This is a genomic window from Pseudomonas sp. REP124, assembly GCF_020164475.1.
Taxonomy (GTDB): Bacteria; Pseudomonadota; Gammaproteobacteria; order Pseudomonadales; family Pseudomonadaceae; genus Aquipseudomonas.
Genome location: NZ_JAIQWX010000007.1, coordinates 46,234 through 67,628, shown reverse-complemented (window position 1 = coordinate 67,628; position 21,395 = coordinate 46,234). Strand labels below are relative to the sequence as shown.

Genomic DNA, 21,395 nt, shown 5'->3' with positions numbered 1-21,395 from the left:
AGGGAGCGGGGCCCCACCGGCCCCCGATGCTCAGTGAGTGGTAGCGGTGGCGATGCCCAGGCCGGTTTCGGCGCGGACTTTCTGATCGTCGAAACCGTCCCGATCCTTTTGCGCCTGTACGCTGCGATCGAGCCGGGAAACCACGACGATCACCAGGAAGGCCAATGGCATCGAGAACAGCGCCGGATGGTCATAGGGGAAGATCGCCTGGGCATGGCCGAGCACGGTGACCCAGACCGTGGGCGAGAGCGTTACCAGGGCCAGGGCGCAAACCAGCCCCGTCAGGCCGCCGCAGATGGCGCCCCGGGTGGTCAGGCCTTTCCAGTACATGGCCATGATCAAGACCGGGAAGTTGGCCGAAGCGGCGATGCCGAATGTCAGCCCGACCAGGAAGGCGATGTTCACTTGTTCGAAGAGGATGCCGAGGCTGATCGCAATGATGCCAAGGCCGATGACCGCCAGGCGGGTGACGCGCATTTCCTGTCGCTCGGTGGCGTTGCCTCGCTTGAGCACCGTCAGGTAGAGGTCGTGGGAGATGGCCGAGGCTCCGGCGAGCGTCAGACCGGCGACCACCGCAAGAATCGTGGCGAACGCTACTGCGGAGAGAAAGCCGAGAAACAGATTTCCACCGACGGCCCGGGCCAGGTGCATGGCCACCATGTTGCTGCCGCCCACCAGCGCTCCCCCCGGTTTGCCGTCGACGAAATACTGCGCATCGGTGCCGACGATGACGATAGCGGCGTAACCCAGCACACACACGATCAGGAAAAAGAAGCCGATGAAGCCCGATGCGTAGAACACCGACTTGCGCGCTTCCCGGGCATTGGCCACGGTGAAAAAACGCATGAGGATGTGCGGCAATCCCGCCAGGCCGAACACCAGTCCGAGGGCCATGGATGCGACGTTGAGCGGATTGGACAGCATGGAACCCGGGCCCATGATGCTCCAGCCACTGGCGTGCACTTCCACGGCGCGCCTGGCCAGGGTTTCCAGGCTGAAATCGAAATGCGCCAGGGACAGCAGCATCAGCGTGGTGCCGCCGGCCAGCAGCAGAATCGCCTTGGTGATCTGCACCCAGGTGGTGGCCAGCATGCCGCCGAACACCACGTAGATCAGCATCAGCACGCCGACCACCACCACGGCCACCGAATAATCGAGCCCGAACAGCAGCTTGATCAGTTGTCCGGCGCCGACCATCTGCAACAGCAGGTAGCAACAGACCACCGTCAAGGATCCGCAGGCGGCCAGCACGCGGATCTTGCGCTGGTCGAGGCGGAACGAAACGATGTCGGCAAAGGTATAACGCCCAAGATTGCGCAGGCGCTCGGCCATCAGAAACGTGAGCACGGGCCAGCCGACAAAGAAGCCGATGACATAGATGAAACCGTCGTAGCCCTTGGTGAACACCAGGCTCGACAGGCCCAGCAGGGTCGAGGCGGACATGTAGTCACCCGCAATCGCCAAGCCGTTTTGCCAGCCGCTGATGCCGCCGCCGGCTGTGTAAAAGTCATGGGCCGACTGGGTGCGTCGCGAGGCCCACCAGGTAATCAGCAGGGTTGCCATGACGAACAGCAGGAAGATGCCGATCGCCGGCAGATTCATTGGCTGCCTGGACGTGTTGAGGGTGTCCGCACTGGCCAGCACGGGCAGGACAGACAGGCAGATCGCGACAGGTAATGCCAGGCAACGGTTCATGGGCGGCACTCCTTGACGATCTGTTCGCTCAGGTGATCGAAGTGGTTGTTGGCCCGGTGCACATACCAGCCGGTCAGCAGCCAGGAAATCAGGATGATCGAAGCCCCCAATGGAATGCCCAGTGTCAGGTGGCTGCCGGGATAGAGCGGCGCATGCAGGACTTGCGGCAAACAGGCGGCCAGCGCCATGAACAGGAAATAGGCGCACAGCACCAGGGCGCTGAGCAGCCATGAGGTGCGCGAGCGGGCCGTGCTCATGGCAATGAAGCGCGGATTCGTTCGGATGCGGCTGTAATGATCCGACAGCTGTTCTGCGGTGTTAGGCATGGTGCCTCCGTTTATTGTTGTTGTAGGGCTGTCCGACGGCCTGGCGGTTGCCGGGCCGTGGATCGATGAAAGGAGGAGGGGCGTCGGTCAGGGCCAGGCGTAATTCGCGAACTGCTCGCGCAAGGATTTCTTGCTGACCTTGCCGGTCGCCGTGTGAGGCAGTTCGCGCAGGTATTCGCACGCGTCCGGCAGCCACCATTTGGGGATCTTGCCTTCGAGGAAGGCTATGAGCTCGCGGTGGTCGGGGGCGTGCTCGGGATCGCGGCAGACAATCACCAGCAACGGACGCTCACTCCAGCGCGGATGCTCAACGCCGATTACCGCCGCCTGCGCAATGCCGGGGTGGGCCATGACCGCATTTTCGATTTCCACCGAGCAGATCCATTCGCCACCGGACTTGATCAGGTCCTTGATCCGGTCGGTGATCTGCATGTAACCGTGGCTGTCCAGAGTGGCGACATCACCGGTGTCGAACCAGCCGTCGCGGGTGTCCTGGCCGTAGTAACCGCTGCTGACCCACGGCCCGCGCACCTGCAAGGCACCCGAAGCGATCCCATCATGAGCCACGGGTTCGCCCGCTTCATCGAGCAGGCGCATCTCGACCCCGAACAAGGCGCGGCCCGATTTGAGCACCTGCCTGTCCCGGTCTTCCTCGTCCATCGTGTCGTACCAGGGTTGATAGCGGTTGTAGCTGCCCATCGGGTTCATCTCGGTCATGCCCCAGCCGTTCTCCAGGGCGACGCCGTGTTGGCCCATGGCCTGGATCAATGAAAGAGGGCACGCCGCGCCACCGGTGACGGCACGTTTGAGGCTCGGAATCTGCTGGTCGCTGGCGTTGAGGTACTGGCTGATGTTCGCCCACAGGGTTGGCACACCCAGCGAGAAAGTCACCGCCTCATCCCTGATCAGCTTGACCATGGCGCCGGCATCGCCGACCCGCGGCCCAGGCAACACCAGCTTGGCGCCGACCATGGCCGCGTTGTACGGCATGCCCCAGGCGTTGACATGGAACATCGGCACCAGCGGCATGACGACATCGATCGCGCGCAGACCGACCTGATCGGCCATGTTCTGCGCCATGCCATGCAGGACGGTGCTGCGGTGGCTGGTCAACACACCTTTGGGGTTGCCGGTGGTGCCGGAGGTGTAGCACAGCCCGCATGCGCGCTGTTCGTCGAGTTCGGGCCAGGTGTAACTGTCCGCAGCCGTTGCCAGCAGGTCTTCATAGCAGAGCAGGTTGGGCAGGCCGCTGGGTGGTAGCTCATCGTGAGCGCACAGGGCGACGAAATGGCGGACGCTGGTGAGTTCCGCCTGCAGGCTTTCCACCAGCGGCAGGAACTGCGGATCGATGAACAGCACATCATCCTGGGCGTGGCGAATGATGTAGCTGACCTGTTCCGCAAACAGCTTGGGATTGATGGTGTGACAGACGCGACCCGAGGCGGGCACCGCGTAGTGCAGTTCGAAGTGGCGATGGTCATTCCAGGCCAGTGTTCCCACGCGGGCGTCGCCCGGGACGTTCAATTCGTCCAGCACGTTGGCCAGCTGGCGAACGCGTACGAAGGCCTGGCGGTAGGTGTAGCGGTGGACACGTTCGTCGGCGAACAACGAAACGATCTCGGTATCGGCAGCAACCTGGTCGGCATACCGCATGATGGCGGCGATACCCAGGTTGAAGTTCATCATCATGCCTAGCACAGGCGACCTCCTGCCTTGTTCTTATTGGGCTGGGGATCGATGCAGGATCCCTCGGCAGGGTCAGAGCAATGGCTGTGCCAATCGGCGTTGCAAGTGCTTTTGTGATGATAACTATTTGTTAAATAAAGAAAATATCTTTATGCGCACGCCCGCTTTCGCGATACGTGCGTTCTGCTGGATTTCAAACCTGGAACATTGTTCAGGCTTGAATTTTCATATTTGAAGTGGGAGGGTCACCTGTCCGGTCCTGCGCGCAAACGTCGCCACAGGGTCGTGCGGCTGATGCCCAGGCGGCGCGCGGCTTCATCCATGTCGCCGTTGCAGGCGTCCACCACTTGCCGGACATGCGCCACCTCCGTGGCCTTGCCGAAGCTGCGCAGATCCACGCCCGAGGCCTGCGCGCCGGCCGCCGGGTTTTGCACCTGCGCGTCCTCGAACAGTTCGGGGAACAGCGTGTGGAGGGTTCCGGACGCCTGACGATCGTTCAGCTCCCGACCGGAAAGGGCCGCGCGCTCAATGATGTTCTCCAGCTCACGAATATTCCCCGGCCAGCGGTGTTTGAGCAGCCAGGGCATCAGGTTTTGCAGCTGTTGATCGAAGCCTTTCGCCTGCGGATGGCGGGGCAGTTTTTGCAGAATCGCCCGGGCGAGGGTCGCGATGTCCTGGGGACGTTCGCGCAAGGGTGGAACCGCCAGGCGCAGGATGTTGAGCCGGTAGTAGAGGTCTTCGCGGAAGCGGCCATCCTTGATGCGTTCGCGCAAGTCGCAGTGGGTGGCGGCGATGACCCGGATATCCACCGGCGTCGGTTCGGACGCGCCAAGGCGCAACACTTCCCGCTCCTGCAGGACACGCAGCAAGCGGGTCTGCAGGGAGACCGGCATGTCGCCGATTTCGTCGAGAAACAGCGAGCCGGTGTGCGCGGTTTCGATCAGGCCGATCTTGCCGCCCTTGCGCGATCCGGTGAAGGCGCCTTCCTCGTAGCCGAACAGCTCGCTTTCCAGCAGGGATTCGGGAAACGCCGCACAGTTGATCGCGACAAAGGGACCGGGCTGACGCGGGCTGGCATTGTGCAGGCTTTGCGCGAGCAACTCCTTGCCCGTGCCGCTTTCACCGGTGATCAATACCGTGGAATCGGTCTGAGCGTAGCCCTGCGCCAGGCGCAACATTTCGCGAAAGCCGGGGGCGTCGCCGAGAATCTGCTCGAAGCGATAACGCGCGGTGAACTGGCGCGGACGGGCCTGGGCGCGGATGCGGCGATCGGCACGCTGAATGACGTTGGTTTCCTGGCAAGTGATGATCGCGCCGTCGGTCTTGCCGTTGTCGATGATCGGGCTGATGTTGGCGGCCAGGGTTTTGCCGCCCGCCTTGATCAGACGACTTTCTTCGGTCTCGCCACTGCTCAGCACCTGGGCAATGCTCAGGTCAGGCAGTATCTCGGCGATGTGCCGCTCGTGGGCCCATTCGCTGGAGACGCCCAGCAGGCTGGCCATTTTCGGGTTGAGCGACTGCACCACACCGTTGGCGTCGATGGCGATCACACCATCGGTGAGGTTGCGCAACACCGCGTTCAGGCGTTGTTGCTGAATCAGCGCGAGGGCGCGGCTGCGGCAGATGGCCAGGGCGTCGTCCAGTGTCCGGCGCACGGCATCGGCGTTCAGCGCAAGCACGCCCTGGGCGCCGGCTTCCTCGGCCACCTCGACGGCGGTGGAAGAGCCGACGATCACCCCGTAACCGTCGTTCATCAAGAGGCGGATCTGCTGACGGGCCTCTTCGAAACTGGTGTAGGTCGCCTGGCGGATGTCGACGGTGAAGAGCGAGGCCATGGCCTCCAGTTCCGGATGGGTGTTCTGGAAGGTCAGGATGCCGACCTTGGTGGCGCGTGCCTTCGCCAGGTCGATCGCGCGAATCAGGTCGTACTCGCCCATGCGGATCGACAGGATTGTGGTCGAGAGGTATCGACGCAAATAGTCGGCCGTGGCACCGGAGCAGATGATCATGTCCACATCCCCGCGGCTCTCCAGTTCGCGGCCCTTGTCCAGCAGTTGCGTGACGCTGGTTTCCACGATCTCGAGCTGCGTGCGGTTCTGGTAATCCGGGATCACCTGCTGGACGATTCGCGCCATGCGACTGGGACTTTGCGGGGTGTGCAAATGCGTGATCAGGGCGATGACGCGGGGCAGGTACTGTTCTGTTTGCATGCTGTTTGCGCTCGTAAGACAGGCCGGATGCACCGCGCGGGTCGGCCGTGTTCGTTCTTTTCCATGTTGAAACAAACATTTCAGATCTGCAATCGACAGCCTGTCGGAGAGGACCGATGAGGCTCTTTGTATTGCTGTAATTCACTGTTTTAAAAGGTAAAAAAATTTAACTTCGGTCGCGATTCGCACATGGCGTGGCTCTTGCTCTCACCTCGTTCAGGTCACACCTACGAGAAGAACCAACCATGACGACCCTCCATCTTTCAGGAACCCCGTACCCACGGGTCGATGTCGGCGACGCGCACCAGGCGTTGGCGACATTCCTGACCAGCCGGCTCGATGGCGAGCCGGTGCAAATCGAAAAAAGCCAGCGCCTTTCCGGTGGCGCGATCCAGGAAAACTGGCTGCTGCAGGCGCAAGTGACCGAGGGCGGTGAACGCGTCAGGCGCCAATGGGTGCTGCGCACCGACTCGCCATCGTCGGTTGCGGTCAGCATGAGCCGCGCTCAGGAGTTTGCGGTATTGAGTGCCGTGCACCAGGCCGGGGTGAAAGTGCCGCAGCCGCTGTGGCTGTGCCAGGACGCGTCGGTCATCGGCCGCGACTTTTTCATCATGCAGGCCATTGGCGGCACGGCCAGCGGCCATCGCCTGACGCTGGACAAAAATCTCGACAGCGCCAGAAGCGCCCTCAGCGAAGAGCTGGGACGCAGTCTGGCGCTGCTGCATCAAATCACCCCGGATCATCCGGGCCTGGGGTTTCTGCCCGCACCGGCGAGCGATCCGATTCAGGCCACGATCAATCTGTACCGGCAGTACCTCAATGAGTTGCCGAGCAGCCATCCGGTCATCGAATGGGGCCTGCGCTGGTGCGAGTTGCATCGCCCGGAGCCGATGCCTGTCCGGCTGATTCACCGGGACTACCGCACCGGCAACTACATGGTCGATCAAGGACGCCTGGCGGGCGTGCTGGACTGGGAGTTCGCCTGCTGGGGCGATCCGCGCGAGGACCTTGGCTGGTTCAGCGCCAAGTGTTGGCGCTTCGCCCGCCCGGATCGTGAGGCGGGCGGCATGGGCGAGCTGAGCGATTTCCTGCATGGCTATCAGACCGTTTCCGGTTACAGCCCGACCCGCGAGGAACTGAAGTTCTGGCAACTCATGGCGCACATCCGCTGGGCCGTGGTGGCGGTGCAACAGGCCCAGCGTCACTTGTCGGGCCAACAGCGTTCATTGGAACTGGCGCTCACCGGCCGCATGGTGCCGGAACTCGAATATGAAATCCTGACGCTCAGTGGAGGACGGACATGATCCAGCCCAATGCAACGGAGCTCATGCAGACCGCCCGTGAGGTGCTGCTCAAGCAACTGATGCCCGCCTTGCCGGAACACCTTCATTACGAATGCCGGATGATCGCCAGTGCCATGGCGATGACCTGCCGGGAGATCGATCTGGGCCCCTCGGCCGAGTGGGTGGAGGAACAGCGTCTGGCGGATGTGCTGGGGATCCACAGCCTCGCCGGACTGACACCGCAGGATGCCCGGGCGCTGCTCAGCCAGTTCATCCGCCAGGGCCTCTACGATCGGACCGGCGATGCCAACGAGACCTTGCTGGCTGCATTGATGGAGATCACCCGGGCGAATCTCGCCGTCAGCAATCCAAAGGTGGTGGCCGATGACCAGCAGGCCTGAGCAGCCGATCCGCCGTCGCCGTTGCTACCTGGTACGCCATGGCCATGTCGATTACTTCAATGCCGACGGCAGTCCGCTGGACCCACGGTTGGTGCCGCTGTCCCGCACGGGTGAACAGCAGGTGCAGGCACTCGGGCAAGTGCTCGATTCGCTCACGTTCGACCGGGTCCTGTGCTCGGATTATCCGAGGGCGCAGCAGACCCTGAAGCTGTTGCTGACCGGGCGCGATGTCGCCTTCGACGCAACGCCGCAATTGCGGGAAATCCGTGCCGGACGCTTGCGCGAGTTGCCCGCCGACACCTTGTTCGACGCGGTCACCGGCGCTTACCGGTTTGCCGCCTTGCCCGATGCGACCTTCCTGGGCGGCGAGCGCTGGGATGCGTTCGAGCGACGGGTGCTGCGGGTGTTCTTCGACCTGCTTGCCGAACCCGAATGGAACAGCGCCCTGATCGTCAGCCATGACGCGGTCAATCGTGTGCTGCTGGCGTGGGCCAGCGGTGCAGGCCTGACCGAAATTGCCGCCTTTGAGCAGGACACTGCCTGTCTCAACATCGTGGACATCGACATGCGTGGCAGTCAGGTCACCGACGCGATCATTCGGACCCTCAATTACACCCCTTACGACCCGCACAAGTCCGCCATTCAAAACACCGTCCTCGAGAATCTGTTCAGCGCGATCAAGCCCGATGGCTTGAGAGCCTGAAGAACCTTCTGTACCCAAGGAAAATCCCTATGAACTTCGCCCTTTCCGACGACTTGCTGACCTTGCAGGCCAAGGTCAGACAATTCATCGCCAACGAAATCATCCCGATGGAGCAGGACCCGCGCCAAGGGCCCCACGGCCCCTCCGAAGAACTGCGCCAGGCCTTGGTCGAAAAGGCTCGCGCCCATGGACTGCTGACGCCCCATGCCTCCCGGGACATGGGTGGCCTGGGCCTGTCTCACGTGGCCAAGGCGATCCTCTTCGAGGAAGCCGCGTACTCGCCGCTGGGTCCCACCGCGTTGAACATCCACGCCCCGGACGAAGGCAACATTCACCTGATGGAGGTGGTGGCCAGCGAAGCGCAGAAACAACGCTGGCTGTTGCCGATGGTCCAGGGTCATATCCGTTCCTGTTTCGCGATGACGGAACCGGGACCGGGCGCCGGTTCCGATCCTTCGATGCTGACCACGACGGCGGTGCGCGACGGTGACGACTACGTGATCAATGGCCGCAAGTGGCTGATCACCGGTGCCGAAGGCGCAAGTGTGGCGATCATCATGGCGCGGATGGAGGACGGCAGCGCGACCATGTTCCTGACCGATACCGACCGTCCGGGTTTCATCCTCGAACGCATGATGGATTCGCTGGACAGCTGCTTCACCGGAGGCCATGCGGTGCTGCGCTTCGAGAACCTGCGGATTCCGGCCTGCGATGTGCTGGGGGAAATCGGCAAGGGCTTTCGCTACGCCCAGGTCCGTCTGGCGCCGGCTCGCCTGACCCATTGCATGCGTTGGCTGGGGCAGGCGCGGCGGGCGCACGATGTGGCCTGCGCCTATGCCCGTCGGCGTGAATCGTTCGGCAAGCGGCTGGGTGAGCATCAAGGCGTCGGCTTCATGCTGGCCGACAACGAAATGGACCTGCTGACCACCCGCCTGGCCATCTGGCACTGCGCGTGGGTACTGGATCAGGGCGAGCGCGGCAACTTCGAATCGAGCATGACCAAGGTCATCAGCTCCGAAGGCATCTGGCGGGTGATCGATCGCTGCGTCCAGGTGCTGGGCGGGCAGGGCGTGACCAGTGAAGCCATCGTCGACCGGATCTTCCGCGACGCCCGTGGTTTCCGCATCTATGACGGCCCCAACGAGGTTCACCGCATGAGCCTGGCGAAAAAAATTCTTGCACGCGGCAACGAAGGAGCCACCGAATGAACCGCAATCCCTCGCAACTGTTCGACCTCAGGGGGCGAGTCGTCCTGGTAACCGGTGCTTCCAGCGGGCTTGGCCGACACTTTGCCAAAACGCTGGCGGCGGCCGGAGCCCGGGTGGCGGTGGCGGCGCGTCGGGTCGATCGACTCGAGGAGCTGGTCCGTGACCTGAACTTCGAAGGTCATCAGGCACGCGCCTACGAACTCGACGTGACCTCCCGCGAGTCGGTCATCCGTTGCCTGGATGCCATCGAGGCGGATTGGGAGACGCTGGATGTGGTGGTGAACAACGCCGGTATCAGCGACACCAAACGTGCCCTGGAGTACACCGATGCCGATTGGCAGGCGATCCTCGACACCAATCTCAAAGGCGCCTGGATGGTCGCCCAGGAAGCCGCGCGGCGCATGGTTGCCGCGGGCAGGGAAGGCAGCCTGATCAATATCACCTCCATCCTCGCCAGCCGGGTCGGCGGCGGGGTCGGCCCCTACTGCGCCGCCAAGGCCGGCTTGAGCCATCTGACCCGCTCCATGGCGCTGGAACTGGCGCGGTACGGCATCCGGGTCAACGCCATTGCCCCCGGCTACGTGATGACGGAAATCAATGAGGCGTTCCTGAGCGGCGAAGCGGGTGAGCGGTTGCGCGCGCGGATTCCTTCGCGGGCTTTCTGCCAGTGCGAGGACCTGGACGGGGCACTGCTGTTGCTGGCATCCCAGGCGGGAAGGGGCATGACCGGAACCGAGATCACGGTCGACGGCGGACACAGCTGTTCGGGTCTGTAACCAGGTACCCGACACAATCCCTGTAGCAGCAGGCTGCGCCAGCTGCTACAGGTTGCGCGGTGGCTTAGCGCTTGAGGTAGTCGTGAACTACCTTGCCCGGTTCCAGCAGATAGTTGCCCAGGGTATGGCGCACGGAAACGATCTCGCGCACCGGCAGCGCTGCGATCGGCACCGCTTCATGATTGAACAGGTCCAGGCTCGCCGCGCCTGTCCAGGCTTCCTTGAGCTCGATGGTCGAGTATTCGAACCTGACCAGTTCGGCAATGCGCGGTGTCTTCCCGTCGACGTCCGGGATGATCTTGAGCACCACGCCGGGCACCTTCATCGCCTTGGTCGCCTCGGCCAGATCCACTTCCTTGAACTTGTAGGCCATGCTCGCCCGGGCGACCAGCGCGCCGTCGTAATCGAGGGTGCCGACATAAGACTCGTTGTTCTGGCCGACCCGAGGATGACCGAACTTTTTCGGCAGCCCCCAGACTTCCCGACCCAGCATGATGGCGGTGACGTTTTCCGCGACCATCAACGGGCGAAAGCTCACCGCTTCGTCACCCAGAAAGCAGGAAATGCTCTGGGCAAACTCGTAGTAGTCGCCGATCCCCGGGGCAACCATGGACAGAAAGGAGAGGCTGACAATCGGGTCCTTGACCACCAGCGGCTCGGGCACCAGCGCTCGGGCCAGCTCCATGTCGGTCCGATAACTGATGGTGAGCGAGGGGCGGTCCAGAAACGCACTGGGGGGTCGGGCATAGGCCGGAGCGTGGAGCGGCATGGCAAAGGCTTTTTCGCGCACACTCTCCGGGGTCAGTGCGTGGCCGGCAATCGAGTCAGGCAGGAACAGGCCGCCGGTGGCGCTCGCCTGTGCGTTCCCCGATTGTGCAAAAAGGGGCGTCGCGGCGGCTGCCAGGCCAACGCCGGCGGTGACCAGCACATCTCTGCGCGACAGGTTGATAGGAAGGTTCATGGTGGGGTCTCCGGGTTGTGGCAGGTCCTGTTGCAGCGGCCATCGGCTGATGAAGGACCGGGAATAACGGAGGGAGCAATGGGTATGCCAGAAGCTCAGGATGCGTTCTTTTAGTAATTAAAATTAATTAAATCAATTAGTTATGTTTTTTCGTTAGATGCTGAACACTGTCGAAGGAAAGCATTTCTTTCAGACTTGAAAGCACGGTTTCAGAGTTGAAGGTCATGGGCAGCAGGCCTTCCATGCACTTTTATAAAGCGCGGGGATGGAAAGGGTGCACCAGTCGGTAGCGGCTCAAGCCATTCTTCGCCGACTTCCATGAGCTGCCTTGTCGGCGCCGGATGTTGCAACGATTCCGGCTGAAACACCTCTGGATCAAGGGTTTCAACGGCAGTCCAGCTTTCAGGCCTGACCTTGTCCTGCACGGATCAACGCATTTCTGCGCGGGCTGGCACAAACCCTGCAACAACCCTCTCAAGCCCCTCGAACAATGTTGGGCAGCCCTCTCGGTCAACGACGATCGATCAACCGCACAGGTCGTGGGCAATATCGGTGGATCAGGCATGGCCGTCTGGTTTCGACACCGCATAAGAACAGGCAAAGACGCCTGGAACCGCAAGGTTTCAGGCGTTTTTTTTTGCTTTTTGAACCGTGATTGGCAGGGTCGTTTATGAATTGCAATGTAGCCACGTTGAACAAGTTGCAAACGCTGGTCGTGATCGGCAATGGCATGGTCGGACATCATTGTGTCGAGCAACTGATCGAGCGCGGAGCGCTGGAGCGCTTCCATCTGCACGTTTTCAGCGAAGAGCCGATGCGTGCCTACGACCGTGTGCACCTGTCGGAATACTTCACCGGCCGCGATGCCGAGTCGTTGGCGCTGAGCGAGGCGTCCCTGTATGAGACGCCGGGCGTCACCCTGCATCTGGGTGTGCCGGTGCTGGAAATCGATCGCGAACAGCGTCAGGTGGTGACTGCCCAAGGTCGCGTGGCTTACGACAAGCTGGTGCTGGCCACCGGTTCCTATCCGTTCGTGCCGCCGATCGAAGGCGCCGAAGGCGAGTCGCGCCTGGTCTATCGCACGCTGGAAGATCTGGATGCCATCCGTGCCGCGGCGGCCAATGCCCGGCGCGGTGTGGTGGTGGGCGGCGGCCTGCTTGGTCTGGAAGCGGCCAACGCGCTGAAGAGTCTTGGCCTGGAAGCCCATGTGGTGGAGTTCGCCCCACGCCTGATGCCAGTGCAACTGGATGACCTCGGTGGCCTGGCGCTCAAGGCGCAGATCGAAAGGCTCGGCGTCGGTGTGCACCTGTCCCGCGCCACGCAATCGATCAGCGCGGGGGAGCAGTATCGCTACCGGATGAATTTCGCCAACGATGAATTCCTCGAAACCGACCTGGTGGTGTTCTCCGCCGGTATCCGCGCCCAGGACGCATTGGCCCGCCAGTGTGCGCTGGAAATTGGCCCGCGCGGCGGGGTGGTGGTCGACGACACTTGCGTGACCGGCGACCCCAACATCTACGCCATCGGCGAGTGCGCATCGTGGAACGGCAGCGTGTTCGGTCTGGTCGCCCCCGGCTACCAGATGGCGCGCAGCGTCGCCGCGCGCCTGTGCGACGACGCCGCCGAACCGTTCCGTGGCGCGGATATGTCGACCAAGCTCAAACTGCTCGGCGTCGACGTCGGTTCCATCGGCGATGCCCACGCCGCGACACCTGGCGCGCGCAGTTTTCAGTTCATCGACGAAACCTCGGCCAGCTACCGCCGCCTGGTGGTGGACGCCAGCGGCAAGCACGTGCTGGGCGCGGTGCTGATCGGCGACAACAGCTACTACGACACGCTGCTGCAATACATGCAGAACGCGATTGCCCTGCCGGCGGAACCGGCGGGCCTGATCCTGCCGTCTTCCGAAGGCGCGCCAACCCTCGGTCCTGGCGCCTTGCCCGAATCGGCCACCGTCTGCTCGTGCCACAACGTGACCAAGGGCGCGATCTGCTCGGCTATCGACGGCGGCTGCAGCGACCTGGGCGAACTCAAATCGCAGACCAAGGCCTGCACCGGTTGCGGTGGTTGTGCCGGGCTGCTCAAGCAAGTCTTCGAGCACGAACTGATTGCCCGAGGCGTCAGCGTCGACAAGAGCCTGTGCGAGCACTTCGCCTACACCCGTCAGGAGCTGTACGCGCTGGTGCGGGTGGAAGGGGTGATCTCCTTCGACGAACTGCTGGCCAAGCACGGTCGTGGCCACACCGGTTGCGACATCTGCAAACCCGCCGTGGGCAACATTCTCGCCTCGTGCTGGAACCAGCCGATCATGGACCCGTCGCTGGTGCCGTTGCAGGACACCAACGACACCTTCATGGCCAACATGCAGAAGAACGGTACTTACTCTGTGGTGCCGCGTATTCCCGGCGGTGAGATCACCGCGGACAAGCTGATCGCCATCGGCGTCGTGGCGAAGAAATACGACCTCTACACCAAGATCACCGGCGGCCAGCGCATCGACCTGTTCGGCGCGCAGTTGCATCAGTTGCCGGACATCTGGGGCGAGTTGATCGATGCCGGTTTCGAGACCGGCCACGCCTACGGCAAGTCGACCCGCACAGTGAAATCCTGCGTCGGCAGCACCTGGTGCCGCTACGGCGTGCAGGACAGCGTGCAGATGGCCCTGACCCTCGAGGATCGCTACAAGGGCCTGCGTTCGCCGCACAAGCTCAAGTTCGCGGTGTCCGGCTGCACCCGTGAATGCGCCGAAGCACAGAGCAAGGACGTGGGGGTGATCGCCACCGAGAAGGGCTGGAACCTGTACATCGCCGGCAACGGCGGCATGCGCCCGCGTCACGCCGAGCTGTTCGCCACCGACCTGGATGATGCGACGCTGATCCGCTACATCGACCGCTTCCTGATGTTCTACATCCGCACCGCCGACAAACTGCAGCGCACCTCGGTATGGCGCGAAAGCCTGGAAGGCGGCCTGGACTTCCTCAAAGACGTGATCATCCACGACAGCCTGGGCCTGGGCGAGGAACTGGAGTCGCAGATGCAGTTGGTGGTCAATCGTTATGAATGCGAGTGGGCCAATGCCCTCAAGGATCCGGAAAAACTCAAGCGCTTCCGCACCTTCGTCAACGACAAACGCCCGGACCCGGACATCCACTTCGTCCAGGAACGCGGCCAGCGGCGTCCGATCATGGCCGCCGAACTCAACCTCATCCCCGTCAAGGAGCGTGTCTGATGAATCAGTCCAATGCCCAACGCGTCACCCGTGCAGAAAATGTCGATGTCTGGGAGTCGGTGTGCAGCCAGCAGGATCTGGTGGACGACTCCGGTGTGGTGGTTTGGCTGGACGGCGCGCAGGTGGCGCTGTTCTACCTGCCGGGCGCGGAGGGCAAGACGCTCTATGCGATCGACAATCATGATCCGCAATCCGGGGCCAATGTAATTGGTCGCGGCCTGGTCGGCAGCATCAAGGGTGATTTGGTGGTGGCCTCGCCGATCTACAAACAGCATTTCCGCCTGGAAGACGGCAGCTGCCTTGAATACCCGGAACAGCGCCTGCGGGTGTGGCCGGCGCGGTTGAATGAGGGCAGGGTGGAAGTGGGGGTGGCCTGATCACTTTTCTTTGCAAAAACACGACCTACTGTGGGAGCGGGCTTGCCCGCGAATGCGGTGTGTCAGTCAAAGAAATGTTGACTGACCTGACGCCTTCGCGGGCAAGCCACGCTCCCACAGGGATTTTGCATCGCCGACAAATTCTGTGATCGACCACGGTACCTGTGGGAGCGGGCTTGCTCGCGAATGCGGTGTGTCAGTCGAAGCAAATGTTGACTGACCCGACGCCTTCGCGAGCAAGCCCGCTCCCACAGGGATTTGTGTCGCTCACAAATTCGGCGGCTGAGCGCAGAAACTATGGGATCAGAATTTGTAGGCCTGTCGTCCTACAAGTAGCCATTTCCCACCCTGTTTCTGCCAGATCTGGAAGTTCTCGATCTCGGTCGGCACCACATCGTTACCCTTGATCGCCTGCGCCGAGAAGTGGTGGCGGACAAGCGCTACGTCACCGGAAACGGTGATGGTCTGGTTCTGCATTTCCAGAGTCTTGAACGCGCTTTTCCCCGTTTCGATATCGTCGATGAACGCCTTCTTGTCCTGAATCTTTCCGCTGGAATGCCCGTACGTCAGGTTGTCGGCGGTCAGCGCCTGTAGCTGCGCGATGTTCTTGTGCAGCATCGCGTCGGTCAGGTGATCGACAGCCTGGGCAACATCCTGGTCACTGGTGGAAGGGGCGGCGGCGACGTAGCCGCTGAACAGGCAGAGAAAACCAACCAGCACTTTGACTCTTTTCATGGGTATTTCCTTGTTGTTGTAAGTCGTCGTACAACCTAGCAGGTTTTCTCTGAAATGGAAGACGGGGCAAGGGGGATCGGTCCGAAACCACGACTACCGCACGTCGTAAAACCCGCTATAACCGGATGCAGGCTTTCAACAACCGCAAATGCTCGCCGATAACCTTTTCAGCAATGGGCTTGCATCATTCGAAAACGTGCGAAAAGAGGAACCACAGAGTGTCCATAAAACTGCGTTTACTGTTGCTGATCGGGACAGGCGTGCTCACCGCGTTGATCATGGGGCTGGTGAGTTACCTGGGGAATGGCCAGATGGCCCGGGCGGTGCAGGACAATGACGTCAGCATGTCCGCGCTGCGCAATCATCTGGAAGCCGACATGATGCACGACGCCCTGCGCGCCGACGTGCTCTCGGCGATGCTGGTGGGATTGGACAAAAGCACCAGCAGCAAGGCCGATGTGCGCAGTTCCCTGGAGGAGCACGCCGCGCATTTCCGGCAGATGCTCGGGGACAACCTGAAGCTGCCGGTCAACGACACTCTCAAGACCGCGCTGAACCAGATCAAACCCAGCCTCGACACCTACATCGGCGCCGCCGAGCGCATTGTCGGGCTGGCGTTGGACAATCCCGACGCCGCACAAAAGGAACTGGGCGCCTTCAACGCCACCTTCAGCCAACTGGAAGACCAGATGGCGGCGCTCAGCGAGCTGATTGAAACCAACACGCAGCACACCAGCCAGGGCACGGCGCAGGCCGTCAGCAATGCCAACCTCACCGTCGGCGCGGTGCTCATTGCCAGCCTGTTGTTGCTGTTGGTGCTCGGTCGCTCGGCCATCGTCAGCATCATGGGGCCGTTGCAGACCGCCAGCCGCATCGCTGACAGCATTGCTCACGGCAACCTCAGCGAACCGATCACCGAGACTCAACGCAACGACGAAGCCGGGCAACTGATCCGCAGCCTGGCCACCATGCAGCGTGACCTGCGCGGCATGATCGAAGTGGTACGCAGCAACGCCCATGGTGTCAGTGGCATGAGCGAATTGCTGAGCAACGGTTGCCACGAAGTCGCCGGCAGCAGCCAGCAACAGAGCGCAGCCGCCAGCACCATGGCCGCGGCCGCCAGCGAAATGACCGCGAGTATCGAAGAGATTACCCGGCACGCCGAGCGCGCTCTGGACATGGCCAATCAGGCCGAAACCCTGGCCAAGGATGGCGGGCGAGTGATCCATCAAGTGGTCAACGACATGGACGGCATCGCCCGTTCCGCGCAACAGTCGGCCCAGGTGATTCGCACTCTGGACAAGGAATCCGAGGGGATTTTCAGCATCATCCAGGTGATCAAGGGCATCGCCGACCAAACCAACCTGCTGGCACTGAACGCCGCCATCGAAGCCGCCCGCGCCGGTGAACAGGGCCGCGGTTTCGCCGTGGTGGCCGACGAAGTGCGCAGCCTTGCCGGGCGCACCAGCGCTTCCACCCAGGAAATCGCCGCCATGGTCTCGCGCATCCAGCAAAACACCCGCGAAGCGGTGACCAGCATGGAGGCGGGGGTAGCCCAGGTCGACAAAGGCATGGCCGTCACCGCCGAAGTCGAACGCGCCATCCGCGAAATCCTCGACGCCACCCTCAACACCACGCAACTGGTCAACGACATCACCCGCACCATCGGCGAACAGAGCCTGGCCAGCAACGAAATAGCCCATCAGGTGGAGATGATTGCCGGGATGTCGGAGGGCAACAGCAAAGTGATCGGGGAGACGGCTTCGACGACGGATGAGTTGTCGAGCCTGGCGGGGAGGTTGTCGCAGTCGGTGGATCGGTTCAGGCTTTGAGATTGATGTGCAGGCGGCAGGATTCTCGTTGAATGGTAAGGCCTCTTCGCGAGCAAGCCCGCTCCCACATTCGATCGTATTCCTCCTGAAAGAACTCGATCAAATGTGGGAGCGGGCTTGCTCGCGAAAGCGGTAGTCCAGTCAATACAAAACTCCCAGTCAGAGGTACTTATCCGTCACCGCCCCCTCCGAAGCACTCGACACCGTCTTCGCATACTTGGCCAGCACCCCGCGCCGATACTTCGACTGCGGCCGCACCCAGCGGGCCTTGCGCTCGGCCAGCACCGCATCGGATACATCCACCGTAATTTCCCGCGTCTCGGCATCGATGGTGATCCTGTCACCATCCTCGACCAGGGCAATCGGCCCGCCCTCAAAGGCTTCCGGCGTGATATGCCCCACCACGAACCCATGGGACCCACCGGAAAAACGCCCGTCGGTAATCAACGCCACATCCTTGCCCAACCCTTTGCCCATCACCGCCGAAGTCGGTGAAAGCATCTCGCGCATGCCCGGCCCGCCCTTGGGGCCTTCGTAGCGGATCACGATCACTTCGCCGGGCTGCACTTCGCCGTTGAGAATGCCGGCCAGCGCGCCTTCCTCGCCGTGATACACCCGCGCCTTGCCTTCGAAGCGCAAGCCTTCCTTGCCGGTGATCTTGGCCACCGCGCCCGTGGGCGATAGGTTGCCGCGCAGCACCACCAGGTGAGAGTCCTTTTTGATCGGCTGGTCGAAGGGCAGGATCACGTCCTGGCCGTCGGTGTAATCGGCGACATCGGCGAGGTTTTCCGCGAGGGTCTTGCCGGTCACGGTCATCACATCGCCGTGGAGCATGCCAGCGGCGAGCATGCGTTTCATCAACGGCTGGATGCCGCCGATGGCCACCAGTTCGCTCATCATGTACTTGCCGCTGGGGCGCAGGTCGGCGACCACCGGGGAGATTTTGCCCAGCTCGACGAAGTCATCCAGGGTCAGTTCGACATCCACCGCATGGGCCATGGCCAGCAGATGCAGCACGGCATTGGTGGAGCCGGCGAGGGCGATCACCACGCGAATGGCGTTTTCGAACGCCTGGCGGGTCATGATGTCCCGGGGCTTGAGGTCGAGCTTGAGCAGTTCCATCACCTGCTGCCCGGCGCGGAAGCTGTCCGAGACCTTGTCGCTGCCCACGGCATCCTGGGAGCTGGAACCGGGCAGGCTCATGCCCATCGCTTCGATGGCCGAGGCCATGGTGTTGGCGGTGTACATGCCGCCGCAGGAACCGGGGCCGGGGATCGCCACTTCCTCGATCTGCTTGACCTGGATTTCGTTGATGTCGCCGCGGGCATGCTGACCCACTGCTTCGAACACGGAAATGATGTCGGTGTGGCCTGCACCCGGGCGGATAGTGCCGCCGTAGACGAAGATCGACGGCCGATTGAGCCGCGCCATGCCGATCAGGCACCCCGGCATGTTCTTGTCGCAGCCACCCACGGTCACCAGGCCGTCGAAACCTTCGCAGCCGACCACCGTTTCGATGGAGTCGGCGATCACCTCGCGCGATACCAGTGAATATTTCATGCCTTCGGTGCCGTTGGCGATGCCGTCGGAAATGGTGATGGTGTTGAACACGACCCCTTTGGCGCCGGCGGCATTCGCGCCTTTTTCGGCTTCCAGGGCCAGCTTGTCGATGTGCATGTTGCACGGGGTGACCATCGCCCAGGTGGAGGCGATGCCGATCTGCGGCTTGGTGAAGTCTTCATCGGTAAAGCCCACGGCCCGCAGCATGGCCCGGGCCGGGGCGGCTTCGACGCCGTCGATGACTTCGGAGGAATATTTGCGCAAATCGTCTTTGTCGCTCATGACTTCACCTCAAACGTTCGTCGAGCCGTTTCGATGTAAAAGTCTGAACAAGTATAGAGCGCCAGGGGCGGCTGCCCGGACTATCCGGTCATCAACAGACGCGCGGGTTTGCCGTGTCGTGATATTCTTCGCAACAACTTGGTTTGACCTATTCAGTTTTCCTGCCTTCGAGGCGGGCAAACGGAATCACTGTCGCTCAAGTAGCTGAAGCCAAAAAAGATAAAAAGTCAGTTCAGAAGGGACAAATAACTGAGGTCGATGCAGTTCGTCGGCCTTGTGTGCCCACCCTGCAAATCCAGTGCGTGTAACCGGACAGTCGGCCTGGCTGTCGTGATCGAGGGACTCGTGGCGGGATCGGCAGGGCGGATGACGTTTTATCAAAGGTGTTACAGATGTTTAAGAAAGTAAACACGGCCCTGGTGGGGCTGGCTTTGTCGTTGGGGATGACGACAGCCCACGCCGCAGATGCCAAGAAAGTCGATGTGTTGCTGGTTGGCGGCGGCATCATGAGCGCAACCCTGGGTGTATGGCTCAACGAGCTGGAGCCCGGCACCTCGATGGAAATGATCGAGCGTCTGGACGGCGTCGCCCTGGAAAGCTCCAACGGCTGGAACAACGCCGGCACCGGTCACTCCGCCCTGGCCGAACTTAACTACACCCCGGAAGACGACAAAGGCAACGTGTCGATTCCCAAAGCCGTCGAAATCAACGAAGCGTTCCAGGTTTCCCGTCAGTTCTGGGCCTGGCAGGTCCAGCAGGGCGTGCTGAAGAACCCGCGCTCGTTCATCAACACCACGCCGCACATGAGTTTCGTGTGGGGCGATGACAACATCAAATTCCTGAAAAAGCGCTACGAAGCCCTGCAGGCCAGCCCGCTGTTCGCCGGCATGCAGTACTCCGAAGACCCGGCTGTGATCAAGAAGTGGGTCCCGCTGATGATGGAAGGGCGTGACCCGAACCAGAAAATCGCGGCCACCTGGAGCCCGCTGGGTACCGACATGAACTTCGGCGAAATCACCCGCCAGTTCGTTGCGCACCTGCAGACCCTGCCGAAATTCGACTTGAAACTGTCCAGCGAAGTGCAGGACATCACCAAGAACGACGACGGCACCTGGCGCGTCACCTACAAAAACCTGAAAGACGGCAGCAAGTTCGAAACCGACGCCAAGTTCGTGTTCATCGGCGCCGGCGGCGGTGCCCTGCACCTGCTGCAGAAGTCGGGCATCCCTGAAGCCCGTGAGTACGGTGGCTTCCCGGTGGGTGGCTCGTTCCTGGTGACCGATAACCCGGCCATCACCGAGCAACACCTGGCCAAGGCCTACGGTAAAGCTTCCGTCGGCGCGCCACCGATGTCGGTTCCACACCTGGACACCCGCGTGCTCGACGGCAAGCGCGTGATCCTGTTTGGCCCGTTCGCGACCTTCAGCACCAAGTTCCTCAAGGAAGGCTCGTACTTTGACCTGCTGACATCGACCACCACGCACAACGTGTGGCCAATGACCAAAGTCGGCATCAAGGAATACCCGCTGGTGGAATACCTGGCCGGCCAGCTGATGCTGTCTGACGAAGACCGCCTCAACGCCCTGAAGGAATACTTCCCGAACGCCAAGGCCGAAGACTGGCGTCTGTGGCAAGCAGGCCAGCGCGTGCAGATCATCAAGCGTGACGAAGCCGCCGGTGGCGTGCTGAAACTCGGTACCGAAATCGTCGCCTCTTCCGACGGCAGCATCGCCGGCCTGCTGGGCGCCTCCCCAGGCGCCTCGACCGCTGCGCCGATCATGCTGTCGGTGATCCAGAAGGTGTTCAAGGACAAGGTCGCGACCCCTGAGTGGCAGGAAAAGCTGCACCAGATCGTCCCGAGCTACGGCACCCAGCTGAACAGCGACCCGGCCAAAGTGGCAGAAGAATGGGCCTACACCGCCAAGGTGCTGGAACTGCCAACCCCACCGGTCATCGGCCAGCCAGCCCCGGCTGTTGAAACCGAACAGGCCGTGCCTGTGAAAGAGAGTGCAGCGAACGACATGGCGCTGTAATTCGCCGTCAAGCTGAACCGCAAAAGGAAAGCCCGCTGAACCGGTGACGGTCAGCGGGCTTTTTATTGCTCGGAATCTGGCCCATCTTTGTAGGAGCG

At 61.9% G+C, this 21,395-nt stretch carries 16 protein-coding genes and 2 pseudogenes; 10 read left to right on the top strand and 8 right to left on the bottom strand.

Annotated features, from left to right (window positions below; translation table 11 throughout):
* Window positions 1–30: 30 nt before the first annotated feature.
* The 4 genes from K9857_RS03430 to prpR form a co-directional block, all read right to left on the bottom strand.
* Window positions 31–1,695, bottom strand: a complete 1,665-nt coding sequence (locus K9857_RS03430; protein WP_224533502.1) for a cation acetate symporter — start codon at window positions 1,693–1,695, stop codon at window positions 31–33.
* A complete protein-coding gene (locus tag K9857_RS03425; RefSeq protein WP_224533501.1) occupies window positions 1,692–2,021 on the bottom strand; it encodes a DUF485 domain-containing protein in 330 nt (109 codons plus the stop codon). The genes K9857_RS03430 and K9857_RS03425 overlap by 4 nt, the downstream gene beginning before the upstream one ends.
* A gap of 87 nt (window positions 2,022–2,108) precedes the next feature.
* Window positions 2,109–3,710, bottom strand: coding sequence for a long-chain fatty acid--CoA ligase (locus K9857_RS03420; RefSeq protein ID WP_224533517.1), 1,602 nt, complete (start codon window positions 3,708–3,710; stop codon window positions 2,109–2,111).
* Window positions 3,711–3,952: 242 nt separating this feature from the next.
* The gene (gene prpR / locus K9857_RS03415) at window positions 3,953–5,917 is read right to left on the bottom strand and encodes a propionate catabolism operon regulatory protein PrpR (RefSeq protein WP_224533500.1); all 1,965 of its coding nucleotides are present in this window, start codon (window positions 5,915–5,917) and stop codon (window positions 3,953–3,955) included.
* Between the two features lie 245 nt (window positions 5,918–6,162).
* Here prpR and K9857_RS03410 point away from each other — a divergent pair, with 245 nt between their 5' ends.
* The 5 genes from K9857_RS03410 to K9857_RS03390 are packed head-to-tail and all read left to right on the top strand — an operon-like array spanning window position 6,163 to window position 10,288.
* Entirely contained in the window at window positions 6,163–7,221 is a 1,059-nt protein-coding gene (locus K9857_RS03410) for a phosphotransferase family protein (RefSeq protein WP_224533499.1), read from the top strand.
* Window positions 7,218–7,601 carry a DUF6285 domain-containing protein gene (locus tag K9857_RS03405; RefSeq protein WP_224533498.1) on the top strand — a complete coding sequence of 128 codons (384 nt, stop codon included), beginning with the start codon at window positions 7,218–7,220 and terminating at the stop codon, window positions 7,599–7,601. Before K9857_RS03410 ends, K9857_RS03405 begins: the two co-directional genes overlap by 4 nt.
* The gene (locus tag K9857_RS03400) at window positions 7,585–8,304 is read left to right on the top strand and encodes a histidine phosphatase family protein (RefSeq protein ID WP_224533497.1); all 720 of its coding nucleotides are present in this window, start codon (window positions 7,585–7,587) and stop codon (window positions 8,302–8,304) included. Before K9857_RS03405 ends, K9857_RS03400 begins: the two co-directional genes overlap by 17 nt.
* Window positions 8,305–8,333: 29 nt before the next feature.
* Complete coding sequence (locus K9857_RS03395) at window positions 8,334–9,512, top strand: acyl-CoA dehydrogenase family protein (protein ID WP_224533496.1); 1,179 nt, start codon at window positions 8,334–8,336, stop codon at window positions 9,510–9,512.
* On the top strand, window positions 9,509–10,288 hold the full coding sequence (locus K9857_RS03390; protein WP_224533495.1) for an SDR family NAD(P)-dependent oxidoreductase: 780 nt from the start codon (window positions 9,509–9,511) through the stop codon (window positions 10,286–10,288). The genes K9857_RS03395 and K9857_RS03390 overlap by 4 nt, the downstream gene beginning before the upstream one ends.
* Window positions 10,289–10,352: 64 nt before the next feature.
* Here the strand turns inward: K9857_RS03390 and K9857_RS03385 are convergent, their stop codons facing one another.
* Window positions 10,353–11,249 (bottom strand): acetoacetate decarboxylase, encoded by an 897-nt coding sequence (locus K9857_RS03385; protein WP_224533494.1) that lies wholly within the window; start codon window positions 11,247–11,249, stop codon window positions 10,353–10,355.
* A gap of 670 nt (window positions 11,250–11,919) precedes the next feature.
* On the opposite strand from K9857_RS03385, the gene nirB reads away from it, so the two are divergent.
* Together nirB and nirD are read left to right on the top strand one after the other, a co-directional pair.
* Entirely contained in the window at window positions 11,920–14,478 is a 2,559-nt protein-coding gene (gene nirB, locus K9857_RS03380) for a nitrite reductase large subunit NirB (RefSeq protein ID WP_224533493.1), read from the top strand.
* Entirely contained in the window at window positions 14,478–14,855 is a 378-nt protein-coding gene (nirD, locus tag K9857_RS03375) for a nitrite reductase small subunit NirD (protein WP_224533492.1), read from the top strand. Before nirB ends, nirD begins: the two co-directional genes overlap by 1 nt.
* Window positions 14,856–14,993: 138 nt before the next feature.
* On the opposite strand, the pseudogene K9857_RS30350 reads toward nirD, so the two are convergent.
* Together K9857_RS30350 and K9857_RS03370 are read right to left on the bottom strand one after the other, a co-directional pair.
* Window positions 14,994–15,113, bottom strand: a pseudogene (locus tag K9857_RS30350) (metal ABC transporter ATP-binding protein); the annotation flags it as partial.
* A 45-nt stretch (window positions 15,114–15,158) separates the two neighbouring features.
* Window positions 15,159–15,590, bottom strand: a complete 432-nt coding sequence (locus K9857_RS03370) for a nuclear transport factor 2 family protein (protein WP_224533491.1) — start codon at window positions 15,588–15,590, stop codon at window positions 15,159–15,161.
* Window positions 15,591–15,715: 125 nt separating this feature from the next.
* Between K9857_RS03370 and K9857_RS30475 the strand changes: the two are divergent.
* Both K9857_RS30475 and K9857_RS30470 read left to right on the top strand, forming a co-directional pair.
* A pseudogene (locus tag K9857_RS30475) lies at window positions 15,716–16,564 on the top strand (MCP four helix bundle domain-containing protein); the annotation flags it as partial.
* Window positions 16,559–17,422 carry a methyl-accepting chemotaxis protein gene (locus K9857_RS30470; RefSeq protein ID WP_411961537.1) on the top strand — a complete coding sequence of 288 codons (864 nt, stop codon included), beginning with the start codon at window positions 16,559–16,561 and terminating at the stop codon, window positions 17,420–17,422. The pseudogene K9857_RS30475 and the gene K9857_RS30470, both read left to right, overlap by 6 nt.
* Before the next feature lie 159 nt (window positions 17,423–17,581).
* Here the strand turns inward: K9857_RS30470 and ilvD are convergent, their stop codons facing one another.
* Window positions 17,582–19,264, bottom strand: a complete 1,683-nt coding sequence (gene ilvD, locus K9857_RS03360) for a dihydroxy-acid dehydratase (protein ID WP_224533489.1) — start codon at window positions 19,262–19,264, stop codon at window positions 17,582–17,584.
* A gap of 392 nt (window positions 19,265–19,656) precedes the next feature.
* On the opposite strand from ilvD, the gene mqo reads away from it, so the two are divergent.
* Complete coding sequence (gene mqo / locus K9857_RS03355) at window positions 19,657–21,297, top strand: malate dehydrogenase (quinone) (protein ID WP_224533488.1); 1,641 nt, start codon at window positions 19,657–19,659, stop codon at window positions 21,295–21,297.
* Window positions 21,298–21,395: the final 98 nt, after the last annotated feature.

Bases quoted from the DNA above. Each gene is read 5' to 3' on its own strand.
- K9857_RS03430 (WP_224533502.1), bottom strand. From the start codon at position 1,695: ATGAACCGTTGCCTGGCATTACCTGTCGCGATCTGCCTGTCTGTCCTG.
- K9857_RS03425 (WP_224533501.1), bottom strand. From the start codon at position 2,021: ATGCCTAACACCGCAGAACAGCTGTCGGATCATTACAGCCGCATCCGA.
- K9857_RS03420 (WP_224533517.1), bottom strand. From the start codon at position 3,710: ATGATGATGAACTTCAACCTGGGTATCGCCGCCATCATGCGGTATGCC.
- prpR (WP_224533500.1), bottom strand. From the start codon at position 5,917: ATGCAAACAGAACAGTACCTGCCCCGCGTCATCGCCCTGATCACGCAT.
- K9857_RS03410 (WP_224533499.1), top strand. From the start codon at position 6,163: ATGACGACCCTCCATCTTTCAGGAACCCCGTACCCACGGGTCGATGTC.
- K9857_RS03405 (WP_224533498.1), top strand. From the start codon at position 7,218: ATGATCCAGCCCAATGCAACGGAGCTCATGCAGACCGCCCGTGAGGTG.
- K9857_RS03400 (WP_224533497.1), top strand. From the start codon at position 7,585: ATGACCAGCAGGCCTGAGCAGCCGATCCGCCGTCGCCGTTGCTACCTG.
- K9857_RS03395 (WP_224533496.1), top strand. From the start codon at position 8,334: ATGAACTTCGCCCTTTCCGACGACTTGCTGACCTTGCAGGCCAAGGTC.
- K9857_RS03390 (WP_224533495.1), top strand. From the start codon at position 9,509: ATGAACCGCAATCCCTCGCAACTGTTCGACCTCAGGGGGCGAGTCGTC.
- K9857_RS03385 (WP_224533494.1), bottom strand. From the start codon at position 11,249: ATGAACCTTCCTATCAACCTGTCGCGCAGAGATGTGCTGGTCACCGCC.
- nirB (WP_224533493.1), top strand. From the start codon at position 11,920: ATGAATTGCAATGTAGCCACGTTGAACAAGTTGCAAACGCTGGTCGTG.
- nirD (WP_224533492.1), top strand. From the start codon at position 14,478: ATGAATCAGTCCAATGCCCAACGCGTCACCCGTGCAGAAAATGTCGAT.
- K9857_RS03370 (WP_224533491.1), bottom strand. From the start codon at position 15,590: ATGAAAAGAGTCAAAGTGCTGGTTGGTTTTCTCTGCCTGTTCAGCGGC.
- K9857_RS30470 (WP_411961537.1), top strand. From the start codon at position 16,559: ATGCAGCGTGACCTGCGCGGCATGATCGAAGTGGTACGCAGCAACGCC.
- ilvD (WP_224533489.1), bottom strand. From the start codon at position 19,264: ATGAGCGACAAAGACGATTTGCGCAAATATTCCTCCGAAGTCATCGAC.
- mqo (WP_224533488.1), top strand. From the start codon at position 19,657: ATGTTTAAGAAAGTAAACACGGCCCTGGTGGGGCTGGCTTTGTCGTTG.